Here is a 13,094-nt window from a genome sequence, read left to right as displayed (position 1 = left end):
CACTTCGCTGATTGTCTCTCGCCGACGGCAGAAGCCGCCGGGAAGGATCGCAGAATGCGTGAGATCGCCTTTGGCGCGCTCTTCAGTCTTGTCGTGGCGCTGACGGCTTTTCTCACGGCGGCCTGGCCCGTTCCGGGACGACCAGTCGCTTCGTATTTCCCGCCGGAGACGCCGGCATCGCAGATCTTCCTGGCCATCAGCCATGCCGGCGGACGGCTGCTGGAGGCCGGCGGCGACCCGTCTCTCATCATCAGCCTCGGCACCGGCCCTGGCTATGTCGCCGCGCTCTATCGCGCCGGGGCATGGTTCGTGGTCGATGCCTCCTTCGCGCGTCTCTGCCTCGCTGAATCTGGACTGGCCTATCGATGACGGACGTGCAGCAGCTCCGCACCCGTTTCGCCTATGTGCTCATCGCAGTACTCTGGGCGAATTCCGTGCTTCTCTCCATCGCCGGCAACGCGACCGGAACGGACAAGGCCAGCCTGTTCACCACCTGCGGGATGGCGCTCGCAGCGCTCGCGACCACGGTCTGGTGGGTGTTCGGCACGCATTGGATAACCCGGCAGGTCAGCTCGATCGCCACGATCGGCCAGGTGATGCTGCTGGTCTATGTCTTCGCGCGGCATCCCTACCAGGCCGACATCCATATGTATTTCTTCGCCATGCTGGCGGTGCTGTCGGGCTGGCTCGACTGGCGCATCTTCCTGCCGGCGGCCTTCGCCATCGTGGCGCATCATGCGGTGCTCAACATCGTCCACCATGTCGGCGTCTTTCCCGATGGCGGAGATGTCGACCGGGTGCTGCTGCACGCCACGATTGTCTTCGTGCAGGCGATCGCCCTGAGCTGGGCCGTGGCCCATCTGCGCCGGACGCTCGAAACCTCGGAAAACGCGCGCGACGCGGCGACCACAGCCAAGCTGGCCGCGGAGCAGGCCCGGCAGGAGGTCGCGACCAACACCGAACAGGCGCGCAGCGAGCGGCAGGCCGTGCTGCTCGAGGTGGCCGATGATTTCGAGCGCAAGATCGCCGGCATCGCCCGCGACGTCATCGTCTCCGTGCAGACATTGCGCTCCGCTTCGCAGCAAATGACCGTGGGAGCGACGGAGGTCGCGGAACGTTCCGACGCCGCCTACCTGTCCTCGCACCAGACCTCCTCGAACGTCATCGCGGTGACCCAGGCGACCACCGAGCTCGCCGCCTCGATCGGCGAGATCGACCGGCAGGTCAGCGAGACCGCCCGCATCGTCGTCTCGACCACGACCAAGGCCGGAACGGTCCTCGAGACGGTAAGCCAGCTCTCGCGCAAGGCCGATGATATCGGCAACATCGTCGGGCTGATCTCGACCATCGCCAGCCAGACCAACCTGCTCGCGCTCAACGCCTCGATCGAGGCGGCCCGCTTCGGCCAGTCCGGCAGCGGCTTCGCCGTCGTCGCCCAGGAGGTCAAGGCGCTCGCCAACCAGACCTCGCGCGCGACCGAGGATATCCAGAGCCAGATCGAGGCGATCCGCACCTCCAGCGACGACGCGATCCGCGCGATCGATGCGATGTACACGAGCATCGGCTCGCTCAATCAGGTCTCGGCCGCGGTCGCGACGGTGGTCGAGCAGCAGAGCGCCGCGACCATCGGCATCGCGCATAATATCGATGCCGCAGCCAAGGAGACGGTGACGGCGGCGAGCAATATCGAGATCGTCAGCAAGGTCGCGGCCGAGGCTGGCGAGGCCGCGAGCTATGTCGCCCAATCCGCCGACAGGCTTGCCGAACAATCTGCGCAGCTCGACACCGAGGTGGCGCAGTTCCTCGGCCGGATCAGGGCGGCCTGAGCCCTGGCTCAGGCAGGCACGACCTTGAGCTCCACGACGTCGCGCCTCGGCGGCGCGCCGAACATGCGGGCATATTCGCGGCTGAACTGCGAGGCGCTCTCGTAGCCGACCTCATAGGCCGCATTGGTGACATTGCTGCCAACGGCGACCATGAGCCGGCGCGCCTCCAGCAGCCTGAGCTGCTTCTGGTATTGCAGCGGCGTCATCCCGGTCAGCGTCTTGAAATGCTGATGGAAGGAGGACGGGCTCATCCGCGCCGCGGCGGCGAGTTGCTCGATCCGCACCGGCTCGGCGAAATGCGCCCGCAACACATGGATCGCCGCGGCGATGCGCTGCGTATGGCTGTCCGGCAGGGCGAGCTTGCAGATCCGCCCGCCATTCGGGCCGGTCAGCAGCCAGAAGCAGATTTCCCGCATGATGGCGGGGAAGAGCACCGGAATCGCCTTAGGCGTATCGAGCAGCTCGACCAGCCGCAGGAAACAGGCGGCCAGCGGACCGCCCAACGCATCGTCGACGAAGACGCTGAGGCCGGCCTCCACCTTCGGCACAGGCGGCGTGTCGAGCTCGGCCATGACCTGGCGCAGCATCGCCACGTCGAACTCGAGCGCGAGCGCCAGGAAAGGTTCCTCCGCGCTCGCCTCGATCACCCGGCCGAAAGCGGGCAGCTCCAGGCCGACGATCAGCGCCTGCATCTCGCCGAAATCGAAACTGTCCTCGCCGAACAGGACGCGCTTGGCGCCCTGCGCCACCAGGCAGATCGCCGGCCGGTGGACCACCGGCTTCGGCATCTCCTCGCGGCTCGAGCGCATCAGGAAGAGCCCGCCGATCGCGGTCTCGAACAACCCATCGCTGCCGCCATGCCGGGCGATGTAACGGCTGAGTGCATCCTTGAGTGAGGGCTGCATCGGATCGTCTTTCGCAATTGGGGCGCGCAGATCAGTAGATAGCCGCACCTGCCCAATCGTCCAGCTCATTTGGAGGATCAGGCAGGAAATTCGAGAGTTCAGGCATTCATGAGAACGCCCCCGAAGGCCTAGGCTCCAGCCACATCATCCCAAGCTGGAGCTCGAACATGACCACCGAAATCGCAGAAAAATCAACGGCTAGGATCGCCATCGTCACCGGCGGCAGCCGTGGCCTTGGCCGCAACACCGCCGTGAGCCTGGCCAGGACTGGCGTCGACGTCATCCTGACCTATCACTCCAATAAGGCAGAAGCCGAGGCCGCCGTCGCGGAGATCGAGGCGCTCGGCCGCAAGGCCTTGGCGCTGCAGCTCGATACCGGTGAGGTCGCCTCCTTCGACGCCTTCGTCGGCAATGTCCGACGGGCGCTGTCGGGGACCTGGCGCCGCGACGATTTCGACTATCTCGTCAACAATGCCGGGACCTCGCTGCATGCGGGGATCGCCGAGACCAGGGAGGCGGAGTTCGACCGGCTTTTCGACATCCACTTCAAGGGCGTCTTCTTCCTGACCCAGAAGCTGCTGCCGCTGATCGCCGATGGCGGGCGGATCGCGAACATCTCCAGCGGCCTCGCCCGCTTCACGATCCCCGGCTATGGGGCCTATGCGGCGATGAAGGGCGCGATCGAGGTCTTCACCCGGTACCTCGCCAAGGAACTCGGCCCGCGCCGCATCGCAGTGAATACGGTTGCGCCCGGCGCGATCGAGACCGATTTCAGCGGCGGCGGCGTGCGCGACAATCCCGAGGTCAATGCTTTCGTCGCCTCGGTGACGGCGATGGGCCGCGCCGGCCTGCCCGACGATATCGGCCCGATGATCGCCTCGCTGCTGTCGGACGGGAATCGCTGGGTCACCGGCCAGCGCATCGAAGCCTCCGGCGGCATGTTCCTCTGAGCAGTGTCTGCTGAATGGTGCGCTGAAGCGACATCACGGATCATTCCCGCCCCTGTCGAAATGGTTTATGGGGCGGGCATGTCCACGGATGCATTTCTCGAACGGTTCGGCTCGCAAGGCGCGCGCCAGCCCGATCCCGTCGCCGCGGCGCAGCAGGCGATGCGCAATCCCCTGCCCAAGCGCTTCTACGAGGCTGCGAGCGTGCTCGAACGCGATGGGCTCTTCCATGTCGCGCTCGACGGCAAGACCGCCCGCACACCGGCGCGCAAGCCGCTCGCCATCGCCTCGCGCCCGGTGGCCGAAGCGCTGGCGGCCGAATGGCATGGGCAGGTCGAGCGGATCGACCCGGCCGCGATGCCGCTGACCCGGCTGGTCAATTCGGCGCTCGACGGCGTCGCCGACCAGCATGAGGCGGTCCGCGCCGAAATCGTGCGCTATGCCGGCAGCGATGCGCTCTGCTACCGCGCCGGAGAGCCGGACAATCTGGTCGAGCGTCAGCGCGAGATCTGGGACCCGATCGTCGCTGGTACGGAAGCCGCGCTCGGCGCCCGCTTCGCCCTGGCGGAAGGCGTGATGTTCGCCGAGCAGCCGGCGGATGCGCTGGCGGCGGTCGCCCGCCGCGTCGCCGAGATCCCCGCTCCGCTTGCGCTTGCAGGCGCCCATAACGTCATGACCCTGACCGGCTCCACCATCCTGACGCTGGCGCTGGCCGATGGCCGGCTCGACGCCGACGCGGCCTGGGCCGCGGCCCATCTCGACGAGGACTACCAGATCGCGATCTGGGGCCAGGACGAGGAAGCCGCGGAGCGCCGGGCCGTCCGGCGACGCGAGTTCGATGTCGCCGCGCTGCTGCTGAGGCAGGGCTGACCAGAATGAAGCCCTGCGCCCCGACCGCCGGCGATTCCGACAGCTATGTCGCGCAGCTCGACGGCTGGCGCCGCGCAACTGTCGCGGCCCTTCGCGAAGCGGTCAAGAGCGCGGCTGCGCTCGACGAGCGGATCAAATGGACCCATCTGGTCTATTTTTCCGCAGGGCCGGTGCTGCTGATCCGCGCCGAGGCCGAACGCGTGCTCTTCGGTTTCTGGCGCGGCAAGCGCTTGCGCGAGATCGAGCCGCGTCTCAAGCCCGGCGGAAAATACGAGATGGCGACGCTTGAACTGCATGAGGGCGACGCTGTCGAGCCGGCAGTCGTCGCTCGGCTCGTCCGCGAGGCAGTCGAACTCAACCGCGTGCTGGGCGACCCGACCAGGCCGTCCGCCTGATCCCACCCGGCCTTGCACGAAAGCCTCGTTGCCGCGCCATGGACAGGCTGGCCTGCGCCCCTTAAGCCGGATAGCGAATTCGCTCGGCGCCGGGGGCTCTCCATGAAGGACATTCTCGAACAGCTCGAAGAGCGCCGCGAAGGCGCGCGCAGAGGCGGCGGCGAGCGGCGCATCGAGGCGCAGCACAAGCGCGGCAAGCTGACCGCGCGCGAGCGGATCGAGCTCCTGCTCGACCACGGCTCCTTCGAGGAGTTCGACATGTTCGTGCAGCAGCGCTGCGTCGATTTCGGCATGGACAAGGCCGAGAAGATTCCCGGCGACGGCGTCGTCACCGGTTGGGGCACAGTCAATGGTCGCACCGTCTTCGTCTTCTCCAAGGATTTCACCGTCTTTGGCGGCTCGCTCTCCGAGACCCATGCGCAGAAGATCATCAAGATCCAGGACATGGCGCTGAAGATGCGCGCCCCGATCGTCGGCCTGTTCGATGCAGGCGGAGCCCGCATCCAGGAAGGCGTCGCGGCGCTGGGCGGCTATGGCGAGGTCTTCAAGCGCAATGTCGCCGCCTCCGGCGTGATCCCACAGATCTCGGTGATCATGGGCCCCTGCGCCGGCGGCGACGTCTATTCCCCCGCCATGACCGATTTCATTTTCATGGTCCGCGACACCTCCTACATGTTCGTCACCGGCCCGGACGTGGTGAAGACCGTCACCAACGAGACCGTGACCTCGGAGGAACTCGGCGGCGCCAAGGTCCACACCTCGAAATCCTCGGTCGCGGACGGCTCGTTCGAGAACGATGTCGAGGCACTGCTGCAGGTGCGCCGCCTGATCGATTTCCTGCCGGCCAACAATACGGTCGGCGTGCCGGAATGGCCCTCCTTCGACGTTCCCGACCGGATCGACATGAGCCTCGACACGCTCGTGCCCGACAACCCGAACAAGCCCTACGACATCAAGGAACTGATCCTGAAGACGCTCGACGAGGGCGATTTCTTCGAGATCCAGGAATCCTACGCCAGGAACATCGTCACCGGCTTCGGCCGCATCGAGGGCCGCACGGTCGGTGTCGTCGCCAACCAGCCGATGGTGCTGGCCGGCGTGCTCGATTCCGATGCCTCGCGCAAGGCCGCCCGCTTCGTGCGCTATTGCGACGCCTTCGAGATCCCAATCGTCACCTTCGTCGACGTTCCCGGCTTCCTGCCCGGTACCGCGCAGGAATATGGCGGCCTGATCAAGCACGGCGCCAAGCTGCTCTACGCCTACTCGGAATGCACGGTACCGCTGGTCACGGTCATCACCCGAAAAGCCTTCGGCGGCGCCTATGACGTGATGGCCTCGAAGCATATCGGCGCCGACGTCAACTATGCCTGGCCGACGGCGCAGATCGCGGTGATGGGCGCCAAGGGCGCGGTCGAGATCATCTTCCGTGGCGGCGACGCTGATACGATCGCGCGCCAGACCAAGGAATACGAGGACCGCTTCATGTCCCCCTTCGTCGCGGCCGAGCGCGGCTATATCGACGAGGTGATCATGCCGCATTCGACCCGGCGCCGGATCGCGCGGGCGCTGGCGATGCTGCGCACGAAAAGTGTCGAGCGGCCCTGGCGCAAGCACGATAATATTCCGCTCTGAGCGGCAACTTTCGGGCTGGGCTTCACATCAAGCCCGGCAGCCCCGCCGCCAATGCATCGATGGCGACGCGGATCTTCGGCGGCAGATGCGGCGTCTGCAGCCAGAGCGCGTGCACGTCATAGGGCAGCGCGCCCTCGCCCGGCAGGACTTCGACGAGCGCTCCAAGCTGGAGCCGCTCGCGCACCAGCCAGGACGGCAGCCAGGCCAGGCCCATGCCGAGCGCCGCCGCATCGGCAAGCGCCTGGAGATCGTCGAGCCGCACCCGGTGTCGCGGCATGGCTTGCGCAGGCGGTCCGCCCTCGCGTGGAAACAACCAGGGGCGAACGCGTCCCGAGCGGCGATAAACGACGGCGTCGTGGTTCTCCAGATCGGCGAGCCCGGCGGGAACTCCGCAGCGCTCGAGATAGGACGGCGCGGCGCAGACGATCATGCGCTGCCGAGCGACGCGACGCGTAATGAGGTTCGCAGCATCGTCGAGTTCGCCGGTGCGGATGGCGAGGTCATGACCGCTCTCCGCCAGATCGACGAAGCCATCGCCGAAGGACAGGTCGAGCTCCAGCTTGGAGTGATGCCGGGTCAGGTCGAGCAGGATCGGCATGACGCAGCGCCGGCCGAACAGGACCGGCATCGTGACCCTGAGCCTGCCGCGCGGCTCGCCCACCTGGTCGGCAACCAGCGCCTCCGCAGCCTCCGCCTCGGCAAGGACGATCCGGCAGCGCTCGCAATAGGCTTGCCCGAACTCGGTCAGGCTCTGGCGGCGCGTGGTCCGGTGGAGCAATCGCGCGCCGAGACGTTCTTCCAGAAAGCGGACATGCTTGCCGACCATCGGGGCGGAGAGGCCCAGCGCCGCAGCGGCGGCCGCAAAGGAGCCGAGATCGACCGCCCTGACGAAGACGGTCATGCTGGTGAGACGATCCATCATTCGATACCATTTGTTCCGACTATCGAGCCGAGAGCCTGATTTATCGCCAATTACGCCACTGCCAAAGCTCATTCATGATCACTGATTTGGAGTTTGGCTTATGGCTCGCGCTGCCCGCTTCCATCGCCATGGCGGCCCCGAGGTCCTCGGCATCGAGGAGATCGAGGTTCCGCCGCCCGGCCCCCGCGAAATCCGGATCCACGCCAAGGCGCTTGGTCTCAATCGCGCCGACGCCTTGCTGCGTGCCGGCAGCTATATCGAGCAGGCCCGCTTTCCTTCGGGCCTCGGCCTCGAGGCTTCCGGCATCGTCGAGAGCATCGGCGATGGCGTCGAGGACCTCTCTACCGGCGATGCGGTCAGCCTCGTGCCGCCGCGCTCCATGGTTCGCTGGCCAGTGCATGGCGAGCTGATCACCATCCCCGCGGAGCTGGCGGTCAAACACCCGCCGTCGCTTGGCTGGGAGGCGGCCGCGGCAACCTGGATGCAATATCTCACCGCCTATGGCGCGCTGATCGATATCGCCCGCATCCAGCGCGGCGATTTCGTCGCTATCACCGCCGCGTCGAGCAGCGTCGGCCTCGCCGCGATCCAGATTGCCAACCGGATCGGCGCGTTCCCGATCGCCGTGACGCGGAGCTCGCGCAAGGCGCAGGTCTTGAGGGAGGCTGGCGCGGCCCATGTCGTCGCCTCGGCTGAGGACGACCTCGAAGCGGCCTTGCGGGCGATCACCGGTCCGGCTGGCGTCCGGGTGGTGCTCGACGCGGTCGGTGGCCCGGCCTTCCTGCCGCTGACCGGCGCGATGACGCAGGGGGGCATCCTGATCGAATATGGCGGCCTCAGCCCCGAAGCGACGCCGTTTCCGCTGTACAACGTCCTGAGCAAGAGCCTGACGCTACGCGGTTATCTCGTTCACGAGATAACCGGTGACGCGGCGCGCCTCGCAGTTGCGAAGAGTTTCATCCTGGACGGGCTGGGCGAGGGCTCGCTGAAGCCGATCATCGCCCGGACCTTCCCGTTCGAGGAGATCGTGGCGGCGCATCGCTACCTCGAATCGAACGAGCAGTTCGGCAAGATCGTGCTGACGCTCTGACGGCTAGAGCATTTTCGAGCGAAGTGGATACCGGTTCGCGTGAAGATAATGCGCCAAAACAATCAGATAGAGAATTTTCGCGATTCGAAGAAACGCGGAAATACTCTAGGGTCAGGCCCAGCGCCTGAACACCACGCTCGCATTCACGCCACCAAAGCCAAATCCGTTCGAGATGGCATGCTCCATCGCGAGCGGCCTCGACTTCTTTGCCACGAGGTCGAGCCCGGCCGCGTCCTCGTCGGGATTCTCCAGGTTGAGCGTCGGCGGCGCGATCTGGTCGCGCAGCGCCAGGATCGTGAAGATCGCCTCCAGTCCGCCGGCAGCACCGAGCAAATGGCCGGTGGCCGATTTCGTTGCGCTGATCGCGATGCTGCCCTCGCTGCCGAACACCGCCTTCACCGCGGCCAGTTCGCCGCGATCGCCCACCGGCGTCGAGGTCGAATGCGCATTGAGATGGCGGATATCGCCCGGCTTCAACCCGGCCTGCTTCAGTGCCGCCTCCATTGCCCGGCGCGCGCCCGAGCCATCCTCGGGCCCTGAGGTGATGTGATAGGCATCGGCCGAGGTTCCGTAGCCGGTGAGCTCGGCCAGGATCGTCGCGCCGCGCGCCTCGGCATGTTCCAGCGCCTCAATCACCAGCAGCCCCGCGCCCTCGCCCATGACGAAGCCGTCTCGGTCGCGGTCGAAGGGGCGCGAGGCCTTTTCCGGCTCGTCGTTGAACCCGGTCGAAAGCGCGCGCGCCGCCGCGAAGCCGCCGAGCGCGACGAGATCGACGCAGGCCTCGGTGCCGCCGCAAAGCGCGATATCGGCTTCGCCGGCCCTGATCATCCGCGCCGCGTCGCCAATGGCCTGGACGCCGGCGGCGCAGGCCGTCACCGGCGCGCCGATAGGCCCCTTGAAGCCATGATCAATCGAGACGTGGCCGGCCGCGAGATTGACCAGGAAGGACGGAATGGTGAAGGGCGAAAGCCGCCGCACGCCGCGCGAATCGGTGGTCCGCACCGCCTCGGCAATGGCCGGGAAGCCACCGATGCCCGATGCGATCACCGTCGCCGTACGTTCCTGCTCGATCTCGCCCTGTGGGTGCCAGCCCGCCTGCGCCAGCGCCTCCTTGGCCGCGACCAGCGCGAACTGGATAAAGCGATCCATCTTGCGCTGATCCTTCGGCGCAATCGCGATATCGGGATCGAAGCCCCCCTCGCCGTCCTCATCCTTCGTCGGCACCACGCCGGCGACCTTGGCCAGCAAGGTCTCGACAATCGAATCGGGCATTCGGCGCAAGCCGGAACGGCCGGCGAGCAGGCGCTGCCACGCGAGTTCCGCCCCACAGCCAAGCGGCGAGACCACGCCCATTCCGGTGACGACGATACGGCGCATCTGGATTCCTACTCGTTCGGAGATGAGGCAGCCGCCCGCGTCGCGAGCGTTGCCAGACGATGGTGCATGCCCGCGCTCGCGCGCGGGCCCGCTATGGCGGTAACGCTCGCGGCCGTGACGGGGCGCGATGTGGTGACATCGACCAGAACGGGCACGACAGGCCGCGCCGTGCCGCGTTCAGCCAGCAACAAGGCCTCGCCCTCGGGCGCCAGATACCGGTTGCCGAACGTGACCAGCGCCGCAACGACCGGAAAGAAATCCCTGCCCTTCGCCGTCAGCACGTATTCGTGCCGCGGCGGCCGCTGCTGGTAGAGCCGGCGCTCGAACATCCCGCTCTCGGTCAGGTGCCTCAGCCGCCGCGCCAGCATGTTCGGCGCGATGCCGAGGCTGCGCTGGAATTCGTCGAAACGCGTAATGCCCTGGAGAGCATCCCGCAGGATCAGGATGCTCCACCATTCGCCGACGGATTCGACCGTGCGGGCGCAGGGGCATTCGGCGAGAGGGGCGAGCACCGGCTGCATGACGCGGCTGAGCTAAGACAGTCACTATCTTTTTGCAAGTCACTATTGCCACAGCGCCATTGCCAGCAACACATCAGCGCGAGGGCGGCGCGGACAGATCGCCGTCGCCAACGAGATGGCTACATTGCAACGCTTCCGGCATGACACCCGCGTCATAATCGTCTAAGGCGGCGCTCGACCTAAAGGCCCCACCCCCGCCAGATGCTGTTTAACTCCTTCGTTTTCCTGCTCGGCTTCCTGCCGCTCGCGCTCGCCCTGCATTGGCTGGTCGAGCGTTTCCAGCCGGGCTGGCGGCTGCCGCTGCTGGCGGGCCTCTCCTTCGCCTTCTACGGCTATTGGGACTGGCGCTTCATTCCGCTGCTCGCCTTCTCGATCCTGATCAACTGGCTGATCGCCGAAGCTTTCCTGAAGACCAAGCGCGCCGGGCTGATCACGCTGGCGATCGTGCTCAACCTCGCCGTGCTGGCGCTGTTCAAGTACTTCAACTTCTTCGCCGATCTTGCTGGGATGATTCCGGGATTGCCGGCGCCAAAGCTCGACCTGGCGCTGCCGCTCGGCATCTCCTTCTTCACCTTCCACCATGTGATGTACCTGACTGATCTGCGCCGCGGCGAAGCGCCGCGCTACGACCTGGTGCGCTACGCGCTCTACATCGCCTTCTTCCCGCAGGTGCTGGCGGGGCCGCTGGTGCGCTGGCGCGAGATCATGCACCAGTTCGAAGAGCGGCCCTATCTCCGGGCTGATTCGGCCGAGCGTGTCGCCCGCGGGCTGATGCTGCTCACCTTCGGCCTGGCCAAGAAGGTGATGCTCGGCGACCCGCTGGCGGAATATGCCAACCCGGTCTTCGCCGCCGCGGCCGCCGGGCAAGCGGTCTCGATGGCGGAAGCCTGGCAGGGTGTGCTCGCATTCACCTTCCAGATCTATTTCGACTTCTCCGGCTATACCGACATGGCGTTGGGCCTCGCCCTGCTCTTCGGCATCGTGCTGCCGCAGAATTTCGATGCGCCCTATCGCAGCACCAGCATCCAGGATTTCTGGCGCCGCTGGCATATGACGCTGTCGCGCTTCCTGCGCGACTATCTCTACATCCCGCTCGGCGGCTCGCGGAACGGCCTGCCGCTGCAGGTCTGGGCGCTCTTCGCCACGATGGCGCTCGGCGGCCTCTGGCACGGCGCGGGCCTGACCTTCATCGCCTGGGGCGCTGCCCATGGCATCGCGCTGATCGTCGCGCTGTTCTGGCGGCGCGCCAATTTGCCGATGCCCGCCCCGCTCGGCTGGCTCCTGACCTTCATCTTCGTGATGCTCTGCTGGGTGCTGTTCCGCGCCACCAGCTTCGAGGCGGCGCTCGTCATCTACAAGGCGATGTTCGGCTTCGCGCCGCACGGCATCGGCTTCAAATGGCGCGCGCTGCTGCCGGCCGCCGCCTTCGCAATCCTCGGCCCGACCTCCTGGGCGCTGGTGCACAAGCTGCCGCCGGCGCGCTGGATCGCCGTGCTGACCGCAATCCTCTTTGTCCTCGTTCTCTTCAAGATCGGTGACGACGCCAATTATGAGTTCATTTACTTCCAGTTCTGAACCGGCGGGACAGCTTCGCCCGGTCCTGGATGCCGGGGCCGCGCGCCGCGCCGTGGGCTTCCTATGGGTGTTCGTCGCGACCGTGGCGAGCCTGCTCGCCCTGTTCCTGCTCACCGTTTTCCTGCTCGATCCCTATGACAGCGGCCGTTCGCCGCTGCGGCTGAAGGAAGGCGTGCGCCCGCAGGGACCGCGCACCGCTGCCGCCAGCCGCGGCCGGGACCCGGCCTTCAACGCCGCCATCTTCGGCAATTCGCATATCCAGCTCGCCTCGCCCGACGAACTCAAGGCCAAGACCGGCCTCGCCTTCGTCTCGTTGATCGCCCCGGCAAGCGGCCCGAAGGAGACGCTGGCGCTCATCGACTGGTTCCTGCGTCACCGGCAGACGCCGGCGAAGGCGCTGGTGATCGGCATCGACAGCTACTGGTGCACCGCCGATCCGGCCCTGCCCAATGACAGGCCCTTTCCGTTCTGGCTCTTCAGCCGCAGCACGGGCGAATACCTCCTCGGCCTGCTGCGCTACGATGTCTTCGAGGAGATGACGCACCGGCTGCGTTATCTGCTCGTGACCGCGCCGAAGCGGGCCCGGCCCGATGGCTACTGGGACTATACCGAGGGTTACGAGATCCAGGGCGCGCTCGAAGAATCGGGCCGCCAGCGGCTCGGGAAACATTTCGATACCAGCGGCGCCAACGCGACCGGCCCCTTCCCCGCCGCAACCCAGCTGGCGGCCCTGCTCGAGGCGGCTCCGGCCGGGCTGCCATTGGTGCTGGTGCGCCCGCCGGTCTATCGCAGCGCCCTCCCGGCGCAAGGCAGTGCCGAGCCTGCCGCCGACGCCGCCTGCCACGCCGCTTTCAGGGAGCTTGCCGAGAAACGGCCGCTGACGACACTCGTCGATATGAGGCTCGACTCGCCGCTCACGCGCGATCCGGCGAACTTCTTCGACCAGACGCATTACCGCCAGAATGTCGCGCGGCTGGTCGAAAGCGAGATTGCGGCCGCGCTCGCGCGCCTGCGCTGACCGGAAGCGCCGTTCG

General features: G+C 66.6%; 13 protein-coding genes. 9 read left to right on the top strand and 4 right to left on the bottom strand.

What is annotated here, in order from left to right:
- Nucleotides 1–54 precede the first annotated feature (54 nt).
- Nucleotides 55–369: a hypothetical protein gene (locus tag EV560_RS24090; RefSeq protein WP_131858365.1), complete on the top strand. Its 315-nt coding sequence runs from the start codon at nucleotides 55–57 to the stop codon at nucleotides 367–369.
- Nucleotides 366–1,826, top strand: a complete 1,461-nt coding sequence (locus EV560_RS24085; RefSeq protein WP_131858364.1) for a methyl-accepting chemotaxis protein — start codon at nucleotides 366–368, stop codon at nucleotides 1,824–1,826. The genes EV560_RS24090 and EV560_RS24085 overlap by 4 nt, the downstream gene beginning before the upstream one ends.
- Before the next feature lie 8 nt (nucleotides 1,827–1,834).
- Here the strand turns inward: EV560_RS24085 and EV560_RS24080 are convergent, their stop codons facing one another.
- Nucleotides 1,835–2,731 carry an AraC family transcriptional regulator gene (locus EV560_RS24080; protein WP_131858587.1) on the bottom strand — a complete coding sequence of 299 codons (897 nt, stop codon included), beginning with the start codon at nucleotides 2,729–2,731 and terminating at the stop codon, nucleotides 1,835–1,837.
- Between the two features lie 167 nt (nucleotides 2,732–2,898).
- On the opposite strand from EV560_RS24080, the gene EV560_RS24075 reads away from it, so the two are divergent.
- The 4 genes from EV560_RS24075 (at nucleotide 2,899) to EV560_RS24060 (ending at nucleotide 6,575) form a co-directional block, all read left to right on the top strand.
- The gene (locus EV560_RS24075; protein ID WP_131858363.1) at nucleotides 2,899–3,681 is read left to right on the top strand and encodes an SDR family oxidoreductase; all 783 of its coding nucleotides are present in this window, start codon (nucleotides 2,899–2,901) and stop codon (nucleotides 3,679–3,681) included.
- A 78-nt stretch (nucleotides 3,682–3,759) separates the two neighbouring features.
- Entirely contained in the window at nucleotides 3,760–4,548 is a 789-nt protein-coding gene (locus tag EV560_RS24070) for an ATP12 family chaperone protein (protein WP_131858362.1), read from the top strand.
- Nucleotides 4,549–4,553: 5 nt separating this feature from the next.
- Nucleotides 4,554–4,943, top strand: a complete 390-nt coding sequence (locus tag EV560_RS24065) for a DUF1801 domain-containing protein (protein WP_131858361.1) — start codon at nucleotides 4,554–4,556, stop codon at nucleotides 4,941–4,943.
- Between the two features lie 102 nt (nucleotides 4,944–5,045).
- Nucleotides 5,046–6,575, top strand: a complete 1,530-nt coding sequence (locus EV560_RS24060) for an acyl-CoA carboxylase subunit beta (RefSeq protein WP_131858360.1) — start codon at nucleotides 5,046–5,048, stop codon at nucleotides 6,573–6,575.
- A gap of 22 nt (nucleotides 6,576–6,597) precedes the next feature.
- Here the strand turns inward: EV560_RS24060 and EV560_RS24055 are convergent, their stop codons facing one another.
- Complete coding sequence (locus EV560_RS24055; protein ID WP_131858586.1) at nucleotides 6,598–7,494, bottom strand: LysR family transcriptional regulator; 897 nt, start codon at nucleotides 7,492–7,494, stop codon at nucleotides 6,598–6,600.
- Nucleotides 7,495–7,597: 103 nt separating this feature from the next.
- On the opposite strand from EV560_RS24055, the gene EV560_RS24050 reads away from it, so the two are divergent.
- Nucleotides 7,598–8,587 carry a zinc-dependent alcohol dehydrogenase family protein gene (locus EV560_RS24050; protein ID WP_131858359.1) on the top strand — a complete coding sequence of 330 codons (990 nt, stop codon included), beginning with the start codon at nucleotides 7,598–7,600 and terminating at the stop codon, nucleotides 8,585–8,587.
- 111 nt (nucleotides 8,588–8,698) lie between these two features.
- Here EV560_RS24050 and fabF read toward each other — a convergent pair whose 3' ends face one another.
- Both fabF and EV560_RS24040 read right to left on the bottom strand, forming a co-directional pair.
- A complete protein-coding gene (gene fabF, locus EV560_RS24045; protein WP_131858358.1) occupies nucleotides 8,699–9,964 on the bottom strand; it encodes a beta-ketoacyl-ACP synthase II in 1,266 nt (421 codons plus the stop codon).
- Between the two features lie 8 nt (nucleotides 9,965–9,972).
- The gene (locus EV560_RS24040) at nucleotides 9,973–10,485 is read right to left on the bottom strand and encodes a winged helix-turn-helix transcriptional regulator (protein WP_131858357.1); all 513 of its coding nucleotides are present in this window, start codon (nucleotides 10,483–10,485) and stop codon (nucleotides 9,973–9,975) included.
- A 201-nt stretch (nucleotides 10,486–10,686) separates the two neighbouring features.
- On the opposite strand from EV560_RS24040, the gene EV560_RS24035 reads away from it, so the two are divergent.
- Both EV560_RS24035 and EV560_RS24030 read left to right on the top strand, forming a co-directional pair.
- The gene (locus tag EV560_RS24035; protein ID WP_131858356.1) at nucleotides 10,687–12,060 is read left to right on the top strand and encodes an MBOAT family O-acyltransferase; all 1,374 of its coding nucleotides are present in this window, start codon (nucleotides 10,687–10,689) and stop codon (nucleotides 12,058–12,060) included.
- Nucleotides 12,035–13,078 carry a hypothetical protein gene (locus tag EV560_RS24030; protein ID WP_248312174.1) on the top strand — a complete coding sequence of 348 codons (1,044 nt, stop codon included), beginning with the start codon at nucleotides 12,035–12,037 and terminating at the stop codon, nucleotides 13,076–13,078. Before EV560_RS24035 ends, EV560_RS24030 begins: the two co-directional genes overlap by 26 nt.
- The last annotated feature ends 16 nt before the right edge of the window (nucleotides 13,079–13,094 follow it).

It is taken from the genome of Allobosea sp. BK604, assembly GCF_004341515.1.
Classification (GTDB): domain Bacteria; phylum Pseudomonadota; class Alphaproteobacteria; order Rhizobiales; family Beijerinckiaceae; genus Allobosea.
Note: the sequence above shows the minus strand (reverse complement) of the source record. Positions and strands in the feature narration are given on the sequence as shown.